Raw genomic sequence first — 18,009 nt, 5'->3', positions numbered from 1 at the left:
GCCGATACCGATGAAAAAGATACTTTTTATTCGTCCCGATAGCCGTGAGGACGGGACGATTGCGTGGTGCGAATCCGGAAGCCAGCAGGTGAATACGCTCAGCGGCATGGCAGCGCTGGCGACCCTCGCAGACCATCCCCTGGCCTCGCGCGTCTGCCTGCTGCTGCCCGCCAGCGAGACGATCTTCCGCCACTTCTCCCTGCCAAAGAAAGGACTCGGCTCGCAGGCGACGCCGTTTTCGTGGATGGCGGAAGAGACGCTGATCGGTGACGTCGACGACCTGCACTGGACGGTGTTAAGCAAAAAAGGGTGTGAAGTGGACGCCGTTGCCATCGATGCCCGGCGCCTGCGCGGCTGGCTCGCCTGCTTTGAGCAGGCCGGGCTGAAGGTGGTCCAGGCGCTGCCTGACGCCTGGCTGCTGCCGGTTGCGGACGTGGGAACCACCCTGGTGTCGCTGGAAGATAGCTACTGGCTGCGCTTTGCCACCGGGGAGGCGTGCGAAGCCGACGCCGCGCTGCTGCCGCTGCTGTTGCAGAAAACCGCGGGCGGGGAGGTGCGCTGTTATGGCGACGCGCCAGCCGGCGTGGCGGTGGATGAAACCCTGCCCTGGCAGCATCCGCTTGCGCTGATCCAGCCCCAGTGGCAGGGCTGTCGGGCCAACGTGCTGCACGGCGAGTTTAGCCCCAATGGTGCCCGGGGCGGCACGCCCAAAGGGCTGAAAGGGGCGATGGTGGCGCTGGCGCTGCTCAGCGTCGGGCTGCTGCTGGGGCCGAGACTGGCGATGGCCCTGATGCTGGTGCAGCAGGAAAACCATCTCCAGCAGGAGATCGCCACGGTCTATCAGTACCATTTCCCCAGCCTGCGTCAGCAAACCAATATTAAGTATCACTTTGGTCAGAACCTGAAGAAGGTCAGTAAAGGCGTCTTCCTGCAGATGGACGACCTGAATACGGCGAAACAGCGCGTGCCGGGTATGGAAGTGAACCTGCTGGATTATGACAGCGCGCAAAACAGCTGGACGCTCAGCGCCAGCAGCCAGGACAGCGCCTCGCTACAGGCGTTTATTTCACAGACCAGTGCGGATTTTGATTTCTCGCTCCAGCCGGTTTCAACGGCAGCGCCCTTTACCGCCATGATCACGGGGAAACATAAATGAAAGCACGTGTCGCTCAATTCAAAGCGCGGTATCAGAATTATTCTGCCCGTGAAAAGCAGCTGATTAAATTCGGCGCCGTGGCGCTGTGTTGTGCCGTCGTCTATTACGGCGGCATGGTGCCGCTGGATAATATGATTAAAAATAGCCAGGCAACGTTAAAGCGCCAGACAGAAACCCTTACCTGGATGCGCAGCGAAATAGATAAAAATCACCTCCAGGTGCAGCAATTAAAAACCGATAATCCGCGCAGCGTGGTAGAAAACAGCGCGCAGGAAATTAAGCTGCCGTTAAATGACGTGCGCCAGGAAGGGCAGGGATTATCATTGTTGTACCGCGGGTTGATATTAATGAGCTGAAAAACTGGCTGCGTGAAATTAATGCCGCCGCGGGTATCCGGCTGGAGAAAATGAAGCTGACGCCTGTCGACCACCAGCGTGACGTTAAAGCGGAGATCCAGCTTAGCTGGAAAAAAGCCTCATGATCGCCTTTGCCCTGTTCCGGGAGAGCAGCCCGGCGCTTTTCAGCCTGATGAGCGCCGTGTTCGGCGCGATTATCGGCAGCTTTCTTGGGGTAGTGGCAGAGCGTATTCCGCCGATGCTGCTCGATGATGAGACGCGGATTAACTTACTTTTTCCGGCCTCGCACTGCCCGGCGTGCCAGCACGATTTAGCCTGGTGGGAGAATATCCCCCTTGTAAGCTGGCTGGCGCTGCGTGGGCGCTGCTACCACTGCGCCAGCGCTATCCCGCTGCGCTTATGGTTACTTGAACTCTTTTCCTTTCTGTTTTTTGGCGCCACCGCCTGGTGTATACCGGATATCCCGGCACTGTTTTCACTCTGGCTGTTAAGCGCCTTTTTGCTGCCGCTGGCCATCATTGACGGGCGGCACATGCTGCTGCCGGATTGCCTGACGCAGCCCCTGCTGTGGGCCGGGCTGCTGGTTCACCTTGTTCACCCGACGCTGCCCCTTCGCGATGCCATCACAGGCGCGATGGTGGGCTATCTCTCGCTCTGGCTACTTTACTGGGCGTTTCGCCTGATAACCGGACGCGAAGGGCTGGGTTACGGGGATTTTAAGCTGCTGGCGGCGCTGGGTGCCTGGTGCGGCTGGCAGGCGCTGCCCACGGTGATATTACTGGCGTCGTTAACGGGGCTAATGGGGTATTTCATTTTTATTAAATCCGGCAATAAAACCGCGCAAATTCCCTTTGGTCCCGCGCTGGCCTTTGCGGGGCTTATTACCTTTATTCTGCAAATTTTCTCGCTCATTGCCTGAGTAATCCTGTCAATTCTTTTTTGAAATTTTTTCGACAAGGTAATCGCGTGAATCATCATTTTTTGCGAATACCATTTACGCTATGAACTGCATGCATTGCTAATTTCTTTCGAGATTACAAAGAAACTTAAAAACATTACAAGTGGCGATGTATTTAAGCTTTTTACAATCCATGCTGGTTTTATTTCATGTTTACGGAAGACATGACTTTTACGTTCACAAATAAGTTATCGGGAAATGAGAATGAAATTTTTGAAGCCTAAATACCTGGCACTTTTTGTTGCGGCGGCAGCCAGCCCTGTATTTGCAGCAATTCCAGGTGTGCCGTCGTTGACCAGTGGAAATGATAAATTTTCCATTATTGAAGTGGATCAATCCGCTCAGGATTATAATAACCTGGTAAAAGTTCACGACGGTGCCGATGTTAAGGTTGAGTGGAACGTCTGGAGCGGCGATGCGCCAACCTCAGCGAAAGTACTGCTGGACGGCCAGGAAGTCTGGTCTGGTGCGAGCAGCACCTCTGGCTCCACAACTTTTAAAGTCAAGAAAGGCGGCCGTTATCAGGAGCAGGTTCAGGTATGTAACAGCAGCGGCTGCAACACCAGCGCCAGCAAACTGATCATCGTGGCCGATACTGACGGTAGCCACCTGCAGCCGTTAACCACTACCCTTCACGAGAACAACAAAGCGTTCGCCAAACACACTGATAAAGTGGTTGCGGCCTATTTCCCTGAGTGGGGCGTGTACGACCGTAACTTCACCGTCGATAAAATCCCGGTTGCCAACCTGAACCACATCCTCTATGGCTTCATTCCAATTTGCGGTGGCGATGGCATCAACGACAGCGCCAAATCCTCCGGCGCGCTGGAATCCCTGAAACGCGCCTGTGCTGGCCGTCAGGATTACACCGTGGCCATTCATGACCCGTGGGCGGCTCTGCAAAAACCTCAGCAGGGCGTGACCGGCTGGGACGAGCCGTACAAAGGCAACTACGGCCAGCTGATGGCAATGAAAAAAGCCAACCCGAACCTGAAGGTTCTGCCTTCCGTTGGCGGCTGGACCCTCTCCGACCCGTTCTTCCAGATGGACAACAAAGTGCTGCGCGACCGCTTCGTCGGCTCAGTGAAAGAGTTCCTGAAAACCTGGAAAGTGTTTGACGGTGTGGATATCGACTGGGAATTCCCGGGCGGCGGCGGTGAAAACGCTAGTCTCGGCGATCCGCAGAAAGATAAGGCGACTTATACTGCGCTGATGCACGATCTGCGCGCCATGCTGAACGAGCTGTCAGCCGAAACGGGCCGTACCTACGAACTGACCACCGCTATCGGTGCCGGTAAAGATAAGATCGAAGATGTCGATTACACCACGGCCCAGCAGTATATCGACCACATCTTCCTGATGAGCTATGACTTCTACGGCGGGTGGAGCAACACCGATCTGGGTCACCAGACTGCGCTGTACGGTGCTTCCTGGAAACCGGACACCAACTACACCACCGATAACGCGGTGAAAGCGATGCTCGACCAGAACGTACAGCCGGGCAAAATCGTGGTGGGTGCGGCGATGTACGGTCGCGGCTGGACTGGCGTCCATGGCTACACCGGCGACAATCCGTTTACCGGTACTGCCACAGGTAAAATCCCTGGCACCTGGGAAGCCGGGATCGTTGACTATCGCGTGATTGCCAACCAGATGAAAGGCAAGCCAGGCTGGGAGTACAAATACGACACCGCGGCAGAAGCGCCATACCTCTTCAACAAGGCGACCGGCGAGCTGCTGAGCTATGACGATGCCCGTTCCGTTGAAGCCAAAGGTAAGTACGTTCTGAACAAAAACCTCGGCGGTCTGTTCGCATGGTCTATCGAATCCGATAACGGCGACATCCTGAACGCCATGAACGAAAGCCTGCTGGGCGGCTCCTCCTCTGATGAGCCAGCGGACACCAACCATGCGCCGGTTGCTACCGCCGCTGACCAGACCGTCACCGGCCCGGTTACCGTGACCCTGGATGGCTCTGCTTCTTCTGACCAGGACGGCGATGCGCTGACCTACAAGTGGACGCAGATTGCCGGGACGACGGTTAGTATCGCCAACAGCACCTCCGCTAAAGCCTCCTTTAGCGTGCCGGCTGTGACCAGCGACCAGACTTTGGCCTTCCGCCTGACCGTTACCGACGCTAAAGGCCTGTTCAGCACCGCGAATGTCCAGGTTGTGAACAAAGCGCCAAAAGCGAACCAGGCACCTGTGGTTAACCCAATGCAGGACGTTACCCTGGAAGCGGGCCAGACTCAGTCCCTGCACGCTCAGGCATCCGATCCGGATGGCGATGCACTGACCTACAGCTGGAGCGTACCGGCAGAGCTGAACGCGACCGGTGCTAACACCGACAGCGTCCGCATCACCGCGCCAGAAGTGACCTCTGAAACCAGCTACACCCTGAGCGTGATGGTGGGTGACGGTAAAGACAGCGTGCACTCAAGCGTACAGGTTAACGTTACGCCGAAAGCCGCCGATCCAGCGGATGACGTAACCCCACCGGCAGACGACGTAACGCCGCCAGCCGATGAAGACACCACGCCGTCTGACGAAGGCGCGGCAGGTAGCTGCGATAACCCTGTTGATGCCAACGCCAGCAAATATGCCGCGTGGAGCAGCAGCAAGGTCTACAACGGTGGCGATACCGTCAGCTTCGACAACCTGGTCTGGAAAGCGAAGTACTGGACGCAGGGCAACCAGCCTGGCTTCGGTGTGGATGCATGGGAACTGGTCAGCCAGGTGAAATTCGGCTGGAAATCTGATGTGGTTTACAACGGTGGCGACACCACGACTTATCAGGGTTCCGTATACCGTGCCAAGTGGTGGACCCGTGGTGACAACCCGGCCAACAGCGATGTGTGGGTGAAAGAAGGCGCAGCAACAGACTGCAAATAATCATCCTTCTCTGAGAGTGCGGAGGGGTTTCTCGTCCGCACTCACTGACCGCGCCTCTCCGGGCGGTCAGTACACCAGCGGCAGGCGGTTGAGGAAATGAAACGTTTTATTTTTCTGTTGTTATTAATCAGCCAGGGCGCATTAGCCAACTGCTGGAATTCTGCCGGGCAATATTACCATGTCGACCCCTGGTTATTATTTGCCATTGCGGACGTAGAGTCCGGATTAAATCCCAATGCGGTCGGTTATAACCATGATGGTTCACGTGATGTTGGGTTGATGCAAATAAACAGTTCGCATTTTTCAGAGCTGGAAAGAAAAGGCATTGATGAGTACCGGTTAATGGCTGAGCCCTGCACCTCTATTATGGTCGGTGCATCCATTCTCTCCGGCATGATTAAAGTCTACGGCTATAACTGGGAAGCGGTAGGGGCTTATAACGCCGGGCTGAAACCCGAAAATTTCCCCCAGCGCAGAATATACGCCAGAAAGGTCTGGGCTAAATACCAAAGAATAAAAAGGATGTCGCAGTACCATTAATCAGGCTGCTTTTTTTGAAGAATATCTGACAGGTGTTCTTCACAAAAAATGTTGCCGTCCCGGATTTATTTATTAATGGATTAATACATAAATCGAGATCGTACTGGTTATTATCGTTTTTAACAGGAACAACGTAAATGAATAAAAGGACATTACTGAGCATTCTGGTCGCGGGCGCGTGCGTGGCACCTGTCATGGCGCAGGCAACCATGCTCAAAGCGGAAAGCAGCGAACCCTATACCATGAAAGCCAGCGACCTGGCCAAAAAGGAAAAGGCGTTAACGGATTTCCCGCTGATGAAGTCGGTCAAGGCGACTATCCGTACTCTGGATAACGCCCAGGTGGAGCTGATTGAGCCGGGTAAAGCGACCAACCCGGATAACGTGAAGCGTGTTGAAAGCATTCTGAAGGAGAGCGACTGGGAGTATCTCTTCCCGCTGCGCGCCAAAGATTACAGCTACAGCAACTTCCTGAAGGCGGTAGGTAAATTCCCGGCACTGTGCGACAACTACACCGATGGTCGCGACAGCCTGGCCATTTGCCGCAAAGAGCTGGCAACCATGTTTGCCCACTTTGCGCAGGAGACCGGCGGGCATGAGTCCTGGCGTCCTGAAGCTGAATGGCGCCAGGCGCTGGTTTACGTCCGCGAGATGGGCTGGAGCGAAGGCCAGAAGGGCGGCTATAACGGCGAATGTAACCCAAGCGTGTGGCAGGGCCAGACCTGGCCGTGCGGCAAAGACAAAGACGGCGATTTCCTGAGCTACTTTGGCCGCGGTGCAAAACAGCTCTCCTACAACTACAACTACGGTCCGTTCTCGGAAGCGATGTTTGGTGATGTCCGCACGCTGCTGGACAAGCCGGAGCTGGTGGCCGACACCTGGCTGAACCTGGCGAGCGCCATCTTCTTCTTCGCCTACCCGCAGCCGCCGAAACCAAGCATGCTGCAGGTTATCGACGGTACCTGGCAGCCTAACGATCGCGATAAAGCTAACGGCCTGGTGCCGGGCTTCGGCGTGACCACCCAGATCATCAACGGCGGCGTAGAGTGCGGCGGTCCGACTGAAATTGCCCAGTCTCAGAACCGTATCAAGTACTACAAAGAGTTCGCCAACTACCTGAAGGTTCCGGTGGCGGAAAACGAAGTGCTGGGCTGTGCCAACATGAAGCAGTTCGATGAAGGCGGCGCGGGCGCACTGAAAGTGTACTGGGAACAGGACTGGGGATGGAGCGCGGATACGCCGAGCGGTAAGACCTACTCCTGCCAGCTGGTGGGTTATCAGACGCCATTCAGCGCATTTAAAGACGGCGACTACACCAAATGCGTGCAGAAGTTCTTTAACGTCAATATCGTTAATGACGACGGCACTCCGGTAACGCCGGGCGATGATACGCCAGCGGACAACACCCCGGCTGACAATACTCCGGCAGACAACACGCCAGCGGATAACACCCCGGCAGATGAGACCCCGGCAGATAACACGCCAGCGGTCGTCAACCATACGCCGGTAGCGGTCATCTCCGGCCCGATTGGGGCAGTTGATGCAGGTGCGCAGGTCTCCCTGAGCGCAGAAAACTCCACCGACGAAGACGGTAACAAGCTGACCTACACCTGGCGCTCCCAGGACGGCCAGACCGTAAGCGGTGAAGACAAAGCGGTGGTCACTTTCACTGCGCCTGAGTCCGCGACGGCTCAGCAGTATGAGATCAGCCTGGACGTCAACGACGGCGAGCTGAGCAACACCACCACCTATCTGCTGAACGTCAAAGCGAAAGCGCAGACGCCAGCGGGGGATGAAGGCAGTTCCGACGCTTATGCGGCGTGGAGCGCCAACAGCAAGTACAACGCAGGCGATATCGTGAACAACCACGGTAAACTGTTCCAGTGCAAGCCGTTCCCGTACAGCGGATGGTGTAACAGCGCCCCGGCATACTATGAACCAGGCGCAGGCCTGGCATGGGCAGACGCCTGGACCGCACTGTAAAAGCAAAACGGCAACCGAAAGGTTGCCGTTTTAGTTTCGCCGGGTGGCGGCATCGCCTTACCCGGCCTACAAAACCAGGCCTTGTAGGCCGGGCAAGCGAAGCGCCCCCGGCACCGCGAGTGAGGGAACCAGACCCCGTAGGCCGGGCAAGCGAAGCGCCCCCGGCGCCCGAGTGAGGAGACCAGGCCCTGTAGGCCGGGCAAGCGAAGCGCCCCCGGCGCCCCGCAGCAGATTGATTAACGATGTAACTTCCCGTGATCCCGCAGCCATGCCGCGGTACGCACAATCCCTTCATCAAGAGTCACCAGCGGCTTATAGCCCAGCTCACTCTCCGCGCGCTGCGTGTCGAGGGTAAAATCAAAGTTCAGCTTCGACACCCCGTAGTGCGTCAGCGCAGGCTCTTTGGCGGCTTTATTCCCCAGCCGCTCCATGCTGCGGGCAATAATATCCAGCATCGGGTAGGGGACGGAGCGGATCCGGCAGTGAATATTCAGCTCGTCAATCAGCTTTTGCACAATGCTGCGCAGCGAGCGCGGCTCACCGTTGGTGATGTTGTACGCCCGGCCGGACGGCAGACCGTCGCAGGCGCTCTGGCTCGCCAGCCACATGGCATGAATGGCGTTGTCGTAATAGGTCATGTCCACCAGCGCATCTCCGCCGCGCGGCAGCAGCACGCTGCCGTAGTGGTGCATCATCTGCGCCAGGCGCGGGATAAACACTTTGTCGTGGGGGCCAAACAGGCTCTGTGGACGCAAAATGGTAAAGCGGGTGTGCGGGTTGGACTGCGCCAGCAGATCGATCACCTCTTCGCTGGCGGCCTTGCTGCGGGCAAACTCGCAGGCGAAGCGCGCCGGACGAAAATCTTCCTGGATATCGCGATGATGGTGATAGTCGAAATAGAGCGACGGGGAGGAGATATGCACGAAGTTGCGCACGCCCCAGGCCACGGCCCACTCGCCGAGACGGCGGGTAGCGCGCACGTTGGCCAGGTCAAAGGCTTCCTGGGTTCCCCAGGGCGAGGTAAAGCTGGAGCAGTGCCACAGCGTATCGATTCCGGCCAGCATCACTTTTGCCTGGGAAGAGACCAGTTCCGTCAGGTCGGCATGGACAAACTCTGCGCCCATTTTTTGCAGCAATTTACCCATCGCTTCATTACGGCCGGTGGCCCGGACGCTGACGCCTTTATTGCGCAAAAACTCCACCGCATTGCGGCCTAAACCGCTGGTGGCGCCGGTAACCAGTACCTTCATATCGATCCACTGTATTGAAAGAATTTCGTGCGCATTCTTCCGTGAATTACGGCGGTATGCAATGGGAAACGTGAAAGATTCGGAGTTTTAATTACTCCTTTTCTGAGTTTTGTTCTGCCAGAACGGCAATGCGCCGGGCCATTCCCCGGAAGATAAACAGGTGGGCCGGGATCATCAGCAGCCAGTAGAACAGACCCGGCATCCCGTGCGGATGCCACCAGGCACGCACGTCCAGTTCGCGGTGGTCGCCCTTGTCCTTCAGGGTAAAACAGAGCCGCCCGAGGCCGGGGGCTTTCATGCCAAACAACAGCGCCAGCTGCTTCTCTGGCTCAACGATAATCACCTTCCAGCTGTCGACGGTATCGCCGGTTTGCAGCCAGGGCGCGGCCGGACGGCCTTTCGCCAGCTTATGCCCGACCAGCAGGTCCATCATCCCCCGGGTCTGCCAGAGGATATTGCCAAAGAAGTAGCGCTCTTTGCCGCCGATCTGGTTTACCACCTGCCACAGGGCGCTCAGGCTGGCAGAGGTTTTCACCGTATAACCGGCCTGTTTCGGGTAGTAGCCATATTCCGGACGCCAGCGGGCGAAGGCCTGGGCGTCGTAGCCCCAGTCGCTGGAGTTCACCAGCTTCTCCTCCTCCTTCAGCGTGTTGCGCACCGCATCATCAAAGGTGATCAGCGTTTGCGGGATCAGCGTGCGCAGCTCGCGGTCATCCGCCAGCAGATCGTGTTTCAGCCCCTGGATTAAGGCTTTGGCAGTGGTCGGCGGCACGGAAGTGATGACGTTTAAAAACCACACCGAGATCCAGCGGGTCGGGAAGGGGATGGGGATCAGCGGACGGCGGCGGCCGCTCACCCGCATAAAATGCTCAAACTGCTGCTGGTAGCTCAGCACCTCGGGGCCGGCGGCCTCCAGCACCCGGTGCTCAGATGCCGGATGTTCCAGCAGCTCGACCAGATAGTGCAGCAGGTTCTCCAGCGCAATCGGCGTGGTGCGCGAGCGCACCCAGCGCGGCGGGGTCAGTACCGGCAGGTTGTAGACCATATCGCGCATCACTTCGAAAGCGGCCGATCCCGCGCCGACGATGATCCCCGCCCGCAGCTCGGTGAGCGGTATTCCGGCACTGCGCAGCGTGTCGGCGGTCACTTGCCGGGCGCGCAGATGGTCGGACTGCTCATGCGCCGGGGCCTGCAACGAACTGAGGAAGATTATCTGCTTAACCGGGTGTTCCAGCAGCAGGTCGCGGACGTTCATCGCCACCTGGCGCTCGTGGGCAATAAAATCGCCCCCTTCGCCCATGCTGTGGACCAGATAGTAAAGGGTATTGACCCCCTCCAGCAGCAACGCCAGCGTCTGCGGCCAGTTGAGGTCGATAGTATGGCAGGTGACGCCAGGCAGGTTTTGCTTCTGCAGGCGCTCAATGCTGCGTGCCGCCGCCCGTACCTGATGCCCGCGTGCGCTCAGGGCGGTCACCAGATGTTGACCGATATACCCGCTGGCACCCAGGACCAGAATACGTTGCGTCACCTGAGTTCCTTAGCGCTGCAAAAACGCCTGCCAGTGGGCAACCACGTCTGCCAGTTGCTCGCGGTTGACATCGAGGTGCATCACCAGACGCACCACCGGCGAGGCGTTAATCAGCACGCCGCGCGCCTTCATAAACTCACCCAGCGTCGCCGCGTGTTCATCGCCGACGCGGACAAACAGCATGTTGGTGTCGTGACGCATCACGTCAGCGCCGATCTCGCGCAGCTGCGTCGCCATCCATGCCGCGTTATCGTGATCGTCCTTCAGGCGGGCGACGTTATTTTTCAGGGCGTACAGACCCGCTGCGGCGAGGATCCCGGCCTGGCGCATGCCGCCGCCGGTCATTTTACGCCAGCGGTTGGCGCGCTTAATGTAGTCGGCATTGCCCACCAGCAGAGAGCCCACCGGCGTACCCAGCCCTTTGGAGAGACAAATGGTGAACGAGTCGCAATATTGCGTAATCTCTTTCAGCTCGCAGCCATACTCCACCACGGCGTTAAAAATGCGCGCGCCATCGACGTGCAGCCCCAGCCCGCGCTCGCGGGTAAATTCCCACGCCGCTTTCAGGTACCCACGCGGCAGCACTTTGCCGTTATGGGTGTTTTCGAGGCTGAGCAGTCTGGTGCGGGCGAAGTGGATGTCGTCGGCTTTGATTTTGGCGGCGACCTTGTCCAGCGGCAGGGAGCCGTCAGGGGCGGCATCGATCGGCTGCGGCTGAATGCTGCCGAGCACCGCCGCGCCACCGGCTTCGTAGAGGTAGTTATGCGCCCCCTGGCCGACGATATACTCTTCGCCGCGCTCGCAGTGGCTGAGCAGGGCCACCAGGTTGGCCTGGGTGCCGGTAGGCAGGAACAGAGCGGCCTCGTGGCCGCTCAGCTCTGCGGCATAGCGCTGAAGCTCGTTAACGGTGGGGTCATCGCCGTAGACGTCATCCCCGACCGGCGCGGCCAGCATCTCTTCCAGCATGGCACGGCTCGGTCGGGTGACAGTATCACTGCGTAAATCAATCATGGCATTTCCTTATTATTTTAAAGGCGATGCCGATTGTTTTACCTGAGCCAGTTGGTTTTGGCTAGCTCCAAAACTTCGTCGCCGCGGCCGCTGATAATGGCGCGCAGCATGTACAGGCTAAAGCCCTTCGCCTGCTCCAGTTTGATCTGCGGCGGAATGGCCAGCTCCTCTTTGGCGACCACCACGTCCACCAGCACCGGACCGTCGGTGGCGAAGGCGCGCTGGAGCGCATCATCCACTTCCGAGGCCTTCTCCACGCGAATGCCGGTGATGCCGCAGGCTTCGGCGATGGCGGCGAAATTGGTGTCGTGCAGATCTGTTCCGTCGGTCAGGTAGCCGCCCGCTTTCATCTCCATCGCCACAAAACCCAGCACGCTGTTGTTAAAGACGACGATCTTGATCGGCAGCTTCATCTGCGCCACCGACAGAAAATCCCCCATCAGCATGCTGAACCCGCCGTCGCCGCACATCGCCACCACCTGACGCTCCGGCGCGGTGGCTTTCGCCCCCAGCGCCTGCGGCATGGCGTTGGCCATCGAGCCGTGGTTAAACGAGCCCAGCAGACGGCGCTTGCCGTTCATTTTCAGGTAGCGCGCCGCCCAGACGGTGGGGGTGCCCACGTCGCAGGTGAAGATGGCATCGTCGGCGGCATAGCGGCTGATCTGCTGCGCCAGATACTGCGGGTGCAGCGCCTTATCGCCGGGCTTCGCCAGATCGTCCAGCCCTTTGCGGGCGTCGCGATAATCGCTCAGGGCCTTATCCAGGAACTTACGGTCGGTTTTCTCCTCCAGCAGCGGCATCAGCGCGCTCAGCGTGGCCTTAATATCGCCCACCAGCGCCATATCCACCTTGCTGTGCGCCCCGATAGCGGCCGGGTTTATGTCGATCTGGATGATCTTGGCATCGTTGGGGTAAAACGCGCGGTAGGGGAACTGGGTGCCGAGCAGCACCAGGGTATCGGCGTTCATCATGGTGTGGAACCCGGAGGAGAAGCCGATCAGCCCGGTCATCCCCACGTCATAGGGGTTATCGTACTCCACGTGCTCTTTCCCGCGCAGGGCATGCACGATGGGGGCTTTGAGGGTGCCGGCAAATTCCAGCAGCTCCTCATGGGCTCCGGCGCAGCCGCTGCCGCACATCAGGGCGATATTGCTGGAGTAGCGCAGCAACTGGGCCAGTTTTTTCAGCTCGCCCTGAGCAGGGGTCACCACCGGCTGCGGGGCCGGATACCAGTGGGTGCTGGCCTGTTCCGGCGCCGGTTTCAGCGCCACGTCGCCCGGCAGCACAATCACCGAGACGCCGCGCTTGAGAATGGCGTTGCGCAGGGCCAGAGCCAGCACCTGGGGGATCTGTTCCGGGGATGAGACCAGTTCACAATAATGGCTGCATTCCCGGAACAGCTCCTGAGGATGCGTCTCCTGAAAATAGCCGCTGCCGATTTCGCTCGACGGAATATGCGCGGCGATGGCGAGGACCGGGACATGGTTGCGATGGCAGTCAAACAGGCCGTTAATCAGGTGCAGGTTACCCGGCCCGCAGGATCCGGCGCAGACCGCCAGCTCGCCGGTAAGCTGCGCCTCGGCCCCGGCGGCGAACGCGGCGACCTCCTCATGGCGGGTCGGCATCCATTCGATGGTGCCCATCCGGTTCAGGCTGTCGCTCAGACCGTTTAGGGAATCACCGGTCACGCCCCAGATCCGTTTGACCCCGGCCTGCTCCAGCATTTTCGCAATATAGTTCGCCACGGTTTGTTTCATGGTAGTCCGTCTCCTGAATGTGATAACGCTTTCAAGCTTAGATGAAACTGACCGGCGTGCCCGCGAAATCCCCCTCATTAATAGTTGCTTTCAATGTGCAATATTTCGTCATATTCTGACGGCAGTTAACTTAAAAAATGGAGTAAATTCAGATGGTTAAATCATTGTTAATTGCTGTTAATAAAACGCTAACGCATGACGATTTTGGCAGACTGTTGCTGCGCCTGGCCGTAGGTGGATTGATGCTGTTTCACGGGATGCATAAAGCGATCGATGGGGTGGGGGGGATTGCAGGCATGCTGGTGGCAAAAGGGCTGCCGGGCTTTATCGCTTATGGGGTGTTGATTGGCGAAGTGGTGGCGCCGATCCTGATTATTCTCGGCATTCTCACCCGTCCGGCGGCGCTGGTGCTGGCTTTTACCATGGTGGTGGCCTGGCTGATGGTGGGCACCGGGAAAACCTTCGCGCTGGATGCGGTAGGGGCCTGGGCAATTGAGAGTCTGGTCTATTTCTTTGTTGGCGCGCTGGCCGTGGCATTTCTAGGGGCAGGGCGGTATTCGGTGGTGAGCGATCCGGCGTGGAAGTAGCTCCTCTGCAGCGGTAACGCCGGGCGGCACTGCGTTTGCCCGGCCTACAAAACCCGTAGGCCCGGTAAGCGCAGCGCCACCGGGCATTTGTCGTTGTAGGCCCGGTAAGCGCGAGCGCCACCGGGCGTTTTTCATCAGGCCAGAACCAAATCTCCCTGCGGATGACAGGAGCAGGCCAGCACATAGCCTTCTGCCACTTCGGCATCCGTCAGCGTCATGGTGCTGGTGACGGTATAATTCCCGTCCACCACCTTTGTTTTACAGCACCCGCAGACGCCCGCTCGACAGGCGGCCACTACCGGCACGTTATTGCTCTCCAGCGCGTCCAGCAGCGTGCTGCCCACGCGGCCAAAGAAGGTTTTGCGGGCTGCAGTTTAGTAAACTTCAGCCCGCCGGTGGCAGCCTCTGCCTCCGGCGTAAAGAACTGCTCTTTGAAGAAGCGGGTCACGCCCAGGGCTTTCACCTCTTCTTCAACGATGTCCATGTACGGTGCCGGACCACAGGTCATGACGGTGCGGGCGGCGATATCCGGCACGCTTTGCAGCAGTTCACGGCTGAGACGACCGGCGACAAACCCCTCGGTGGCATTATTTTCCGCCACCAGCGTGACCGGATAATTCCGCCATTCGTCAGCAAAAATCACATCCTGCGGCGAGCGGACGCTGAAGATCACCTCCACGTCAGCCTGCGGACGGTTCTTCGCCAGCCAGCGGCGCATCGACATCACCGGCGTGATGCCGCAGCCGGCGGCCAGCAGCAGGAATTTATCTTCCGGCTTATCGTCACAGGTAAAATCACCCTGCGCGTCAGACAGCCAGATGTAATCCCCACGCTTCACGTCGTGCGTCAGCCACTGCGAGCCTGCCCCCTCATCAATGCGGCGGACGGTCAGCGTGATGTATTCGCTGATGCCAGGCGTTGAGGAGATCGTGTACGCCCGCAGCGTATCCGCTGAGTTACGCACGCTGACCAGCGCATACTGCCCGGCACGGTATGGATAATAGTCGTGGCACAGCAACGAAATCGTCCAGACATCCGGCGTTTCCTGATGGATGTGGTGAACCTGCATCCGCCATGGGCACTGATGGGTTGGCATAGTCATTCTTTTACTCCTTACGCGCTCAGCAGCTGCTTCATGTCTTCTTCAACGGTGGTCACGGAACGCAGACCAAACTTCTCGTTGAGCACCGCCAGCAGATCCGGGGTAAAGAAGCCAGGTGCGGTCGGGCCGGTGACGATGTTTTTCACGCCCAGCGACAGCAGGGTCAGCAGGATCACAATCGCTTTCTGTTCGAACCAGGAGAGTACCAGCGACAGCGGCAGGTCGTTCACGCCACAGCCCAGTTTTTCTGCCAGGGTGACGGCCAGGATGATGGCAGAGTAAGCATCGTTACACTGACCGGCATCGATCAGGCGCGGCAGGCCTTCGATATCGCCGAACTCCAACTTGTTGAAGCGGTATTTACCACACGCCAGGGTCAGGATCAGGCAGTCGTCCGGAACGCTGGTGGCGAAATCGGTGAAGTAGTTACGTTCGCCGCGCGCGCCGTCACAGCCGCCCACCAGGAAGATGTGGCGCAGTTTTTCGCGGCTCACCAGGTCGATCAGGGAATCCGCTGCGCCCAGCAGGGTCTGACGACCGAAACCAACGGTGATCAGATGAGGAATTTCGCTGTACGGGAAGCCCGCCATCTGCTGCGCCTGGGCAATCACCGGACCAAAGTCGTCGCCTTCGAGGTGGCTCACGCCCGGCCAGCCGACGATGCTGCGGGTCCAGATACGATCGTCGTAAGCCCCCACGGTTGGGTCGATGATGCAGTTAGAGGTCATCACGATGGGGCCTGGGAAGCGGGCGAACTCCACCTGCTGGTTCTGCCAGCCGCTGCCGTAGTTACCGATCAGATGTTTGAATTTACGCAGCTCCGGGTAGCCGTGGGCGGGCAGCATCTCACCGTGGGTGTAGACGTTGACGCCGGTGCCGTCGGTCTGCTCCAGCAGGTTGTAGAGATCTTTCAGGTCGTGACCGGAAATCAGGATGCATTTACCTTCGGTCGCTTTGACGTTGACCTGAGTCGGGGTCGGGTGGCCGTATTTGGTGGTTTCACCGGCGTCCAGAATGCTCATCACTTTGAAGTTCATCTGGCCGATTTCCATGGAGCACTCCAGCAGAGCGTTCATGTCGGAAGGCCAGGTGCCCAGCCACGCCATGATTTTGTGGTACTGGGCGTAGATGTCGTTGTCGTACTGATCCAGAACGTGGGCGTGCTCCATATAGGCCGCAGCGCCTTTCAGACCGTACAGGCACAGCAGGCGCAGGCCGAGGATGTTTTCGCCAATCGCGGCTTTGTCTTTATTCGGGGTAAATTCTGCCGCCTGGCGCTGCAGGTCACCCAGGTCATCGCTCACCAGCTGCAGGTCGGCCATTGGGTTATCCACGCGGGCACCGGCATCGGCAGCCAGGCACTGCGCTTTCAGGGCTTCACGCAGGGCGATGGCTTCGCGGGCGTAGCCCACAATGCGCGGGGAGTCGAAGTTAACGTTAGTCAGGGTTGAGAAGAACGCGCGCGGGGCGAAGTTATCCACGTAGTGGTCGATGATGCCATATTCCCGGGCTTTCAGCGCCCAGGCGGATAAACCCTGCAGGGAGGCAATCAGCAGATCCTGCAGATCGGAAGTTTCTGCGGTTTTACCGCACATGCCCTGTGCGTAAGAGCAGCCGTTGCCGGCTGGGGTACGGATGGTTTGTTCACATTGCACACAAAACATAATCACACCTGTTAAAGTTGTATTTAATATACATGTTTAAGGTTATGCCTGAGGCGATACGGAGAAAAGGGCTTTCTGCTACAAACTGGAGGGAGATTGATTTAGCGCAATTTTGGCGGCAGCAGGCTACCGCCAAAGAAGTATCAGGCGGAGAAGAACGCCATCATGACGGGCACCAGCAGGCTTAAAATAAAGCCGTGTACGATGGCGGCAGGCACCATCTCCAGCCCGCCCGAGCGTTGCAGAACCGGCAGGGTAAAGTCCATTGAGGTGGCGCCGCACAGCCCCAGCGCCGTGGAGCGACTGCGGCGAACCAGACCCGGGATCAGCATAATGGCGATCAGCTCCCGCGCGAGATCGTTAAAGAAGGCGGCGCTGCCAATCACCGGCCCAAAGGATTCGGTTAACAGAATGCCGGAAAGGGAATACCAGCCAAACCCGGAGGCCATCGCCAGGGCGGTATTGAGCGGCAGGTCGAGAACAAAGGCGTTAATGACCCCGCCCACCATTGAACTGCCCACCACAATGACCGCCACCATCATGCCGCGGCGGTTGAGCACGATCTGCTTCAGGGTCATGCCATTATTTCGCAGCTGAATACCAATAAGGAACAGCAGGAAGATCAGCGTATATTCACTGGCCTCGGTGGCGTGCTGTAAAAAAGCATATCCGGTGAGCCCCAGCAGAAAACCGAGCAATACCACGCCGCATAATTTTAATGACTCCAGCGCCATCGCAATACGTGAGGGTAATTTTTCCTGATGGTGATGGTTTTTCCACGGAATGACGCGCTCCAGCCAGAAAAGCGCCGCAATATTGCAGGCCAGGATAACCACCATGGTAATAACAGAATAGTGAAGAATAGAGAGCAGATTGGTCGCCAGATTATCGAGGAAGGCGAGGCTGATCCCCATAAAAAAGAGAATGACGTAGACAATCCAGCTCAGTAAACGGTTGATCAGTTTTAGCGCTGACAGATGACGAAGAGGAATGAGATAGCCCACGATCAGCGGGAGGAGAATGATTAAGAGTCCTGAAAACATGAACAACCGGTCCTTTATTTGAGTGGCGCTGAGACACTACCCAATTAAGGCTGTTCAGTAAAGGTGAAAACAGTGCCGGGCGGCGCTTCGCTTGCCCGGCCTACGAAATACTGTCCTGTAGGCCGGGTAAGGCGAAGCCGCCACCCGGCACCACAACGCGCGAAATGCACTGTCTGTAGGCCG

General features: G+C 58.1%; 12 protein-coding genes and 2 pseudogenes. 7 read left to right on the top strand and 7 right to left on the bottom strand.

Features of this window, described 5'->3' with window-relative positions:
* Nucleotides 1-10: 10 nt before the first annotated feature.
* The 6 genes and pseudogenes from gspL (at nt 11) to K5I40_RS17580 (ending at nt 7,884) form a co-directional block, all read left to right on the top strand.
* Nucleotides 11-1,156 carry a type II secretion system protein GspL gene (gspL, locus tag K5I40_RS17605; protein ID WP_223075058.1) on the top strand — a complete coding sequence of 382 codons (1,146 nt, stop codon included), beginning with the start codon at nt 11-13 and terminating at the stop codon, nt 1,154-1,156.
* Nucleotides 1,153-1,637 (top strand): annotated as a pseudogene (gene gspM, locus K5I40_RS17600) (type II secretion system protein GspM). The gene gspL and the pseudogene gspM overlap by 4 nt, the downstream one beginning before the upstream one ends.
* Nucleotides 1,634-2,431 carry an A24 family peptidase gene (locus K5I40_RS17595; protein ID WP_223075060.1) on the top strand — a complete coding sequence of 266 codons (798 nt, stop codon included), beginning with the start codon at nt 1,634-1,636 and terminating at the stop codon, nt 2,429-2,431. The pseudogene gspM and the gene K5I40_RS17595 overlap by 4 nt, the downstream one beginning before the upstream one ends.
* Nucleotides 2,432-2,674: 243 nt before the next feature.
* Complete coding sequence (locus K5I40_RS17590; protein WP_223075061.1) at nt 2,675-5,362, top strand: glycosyl hydrolase family 18 protein; 2,688 nt, start codon at nt 2,675-2,677, stop codon at nt 5,360-5,362.
* 96 nt (nt 5,363-5,458) lie between these two features.
* Complete coding sequence (iagB, locus tag K5I40_RS17585) at nt 5,459-5,902, top strand: type III secretion system invasion protein IagB (RefSeq protein ID WP_039029521.1); 444 nt, start codon at nt 5,459-5,461, stop codon at nt 5,900-5,902.
* Between the two features lie 137 nt (nt 5,903-6,039).
* A complete protein-coding gene (locus K5I40_RS17580; RefSeq protein ID WP_039029520.1) occupies nt 6,040-7,884 on the top strand; it encodes a chitinase in 1,845 nt (614 codons plus the stop codon).
* A 236-nt stretch (nt 7,885-8,120) separates the two neighbouring features.
* Here K5I40_RS17580 and K5I40_RS17575 read toward each other — a convergent pair whose 3' ends face one another.
* The 4 genes from K5I40_RS17575 to poxB all read right to left on the bottom strand — a co-directional run bounded on the left by K5I40_RS17575 (nt 8,121) and on the right by poxB (nt 13,430).
* A complete protein-coding gene (locus tag K5I40_RS17575; protein ID WP_039029519.1) occupies nt 8,121-9,134 on the bottom strand; it encodes an NAD(P)-dependent oxidoreductase in 1,014 nt (337 codons plus the stop codon).
* Between the two features lie 91 nt (nt 9,135-9,225).
* Nucleotides 9,226-10,662 carry an SDR family oxidoreductase gene (locus tag K5I40_RS17570; RefSeq protein WP_223075062.1) on the bottom strand — a complete coding sequence of 479 codons (1,437 nt, stop codon included), beginning with the start codon at nt 10,660-10,662 and terminating at the stop codon, nt 9,226-9,228.
* A 9-nt stretch (nt 10,663-10,671) separates the two neighbouring features.
* On the bottom strand, nt 10,672-11,673 hold the full coding sequence (ltaE, locus tag K5I40_RS17565) for a low-specificity L-threonine aldolase (RefSeq protein WP_223075063.1): 1,002 nt from the start codon (nt 11,671-11,673) through the stop codon (nt 10,672-10,674).
* A gap of 38 nt (nt 11,674-11,711) precedes the next feature.
* The gene (gene poxB / locus K5I40_RS17560; RefSeq protein ID WP_223075064.1) at nt 11,712-13,430 is read right to left on the bottom strand and encodes a ubiquinone-dependent pyruvate dehydrogenase; all 1,719 of its coding nucleotides are present in this window, start codon (nt 13,428-13,430) and stop codon (nt 11,712-11,714) included.
* Nucleotides 13,431-13,582: 152 nt separating this feature from the next.
* Between poxB and K5I40_RS17555 the strand changes: the two genes are divergently transcribed.
* On the top strand, nt 13,583-14,017 hold the full coding sequence (locus K5I40_RS17555) for a DoxX family protein (RefSeq protein ID WP_139564663.1): 435 nt from the start codon (nt 13,583-13,585) through the stop codon (nt 14,015-14,017).
* 134 nt (nt 14,018-14,151) lie between these two features.
* Here the strand turns inward: K5I40_RS17555 and hcr are convergent.
* The 3 genes and pseudogenes from hcr to K5I40_RS17540 form a co-directional block, all read right to left on the bottom strand.
* A pseudogene (hcr, locus tag K5I40_RS17550) lies at nt 14,152-15,119 on the bottom strand (NADH oxidoreductase).
* A gap of 11 nt (nt 15,120-15,130) precedes the next feature.
* Nucleotides 15,131-16,783: a hydroxylamine reductase gene (gene hcp, locus K5I40_RS17545; RefSeq protein ID WP_039029513.1), complete on the bottom strand. Its 1,653-nt coding sequence runs from the start codon at nt 16,781-16,783 to the stop codon at nt 15,131-15,133.
* A 143-nt stretch (nt 16,784-16,926) separates the two neighbouring features.
* Entirely contained in the window at nt 16,927-17,826 is a 900-nt protein-coding gene (locus K5I40_RS17540) for a lysine exporter LysO family protein (RefSeq protein ID WP_039029512.1), read from the bottom strand.
* Nucleotides 17,827-18,009: the final 183 nt, after the last annotated feature.

The organism is Leclercia sp. LTM14 (genome assembly GCF_023736175.1).
Lineage (GTDB): Bacteria > Pseudomonadota > Gammaproteobacteria > Enterobacterales > Enterobacteriaceae > Enterobacter > Enterobacter barmai.
This window is presented reverse-complemented; position numbering and strand designations above follow the sequence as displayed.

Excerpts from the sequence above, each read along its gene's own strand:
- gspL (WP_223075058.1), top strand. The coding sequence starts at position 11 with ATGAAAAAGATACTTTTTATTCGTCCCGATAGCCGTGAGGACGGGACG.
- K5I40_RS17595 (WP_223075060.1), top strand. The coding sequence starts at position 1,634 with ATGATCGCCTTTGCCCTGTTCCGGGAGAGCAGCCCGGCGCTTTTCAGC.
- K5I40_RS17590 (WP_223075061.1), top strand. The coding sequence starts at position 2,675 with ATGAAATTTTTGAAGCCTAAATACCTGGCACTTTTTGTTGCGGCGGCA.
- iagB (WP_039029521.1), top strand. The coding sequence starts at position 5,459 with ATGAAACGTTTTATTTTTCTGTTGTTATTAATCAGCCAGGGCGCATTA.
- K5I40_RS17580 (WP_039029520.1), top strand. The coding sequence starts at position 6,040 with ATGAATAAAAGGACATTACTGAGCATTCTGGTCGCGGGCGCGTGCGTG.
- K5I40_RS17575 (WP_039029519.1), bottom strand. The coding sequence starts at position 9,134 with ATGAAGGTACTGGTTACCGGCGCCACCAGCGGTTTAGGCCGCAATGCG.
- ltaE (WP_223075063.1), bottom strand. The coding sequence starts at position 11,673 with ATGATTGATTTACGCAGTGATACTGTCACCCGACCGAGCCGTGCCATG.
- poxB (WP_223075064.1), bottom strand. The coding sequence starts at position 13,430 with ATGAAACAAACCGTGGCGAACTATATTGCGAAAATGCTGGAGCAGGCC.
- K5I40_RS17555 (WP_139564663.1), top strand. The coding sequence starts at position 13,583 with ATGGTTAAATCATTGTTAATTGCTGTTAATAAAACGCTAACGCATGAC.
- hcp (WP_039029513.1), bottom strand. The coding sequence starts at position 16,783 with ATGTTTTGTGTGCAATGTGAACAAACCATCCGTACCCCAGCCGGCAAC.
- K5I40_RS17540 (WP_039029512.1), bottom strand. The coding sequence starts at position 17,826 with ATGTTTTCAGGACTCTTAATCATTCTCCTCCCGCTGATCGTGGGCTAT.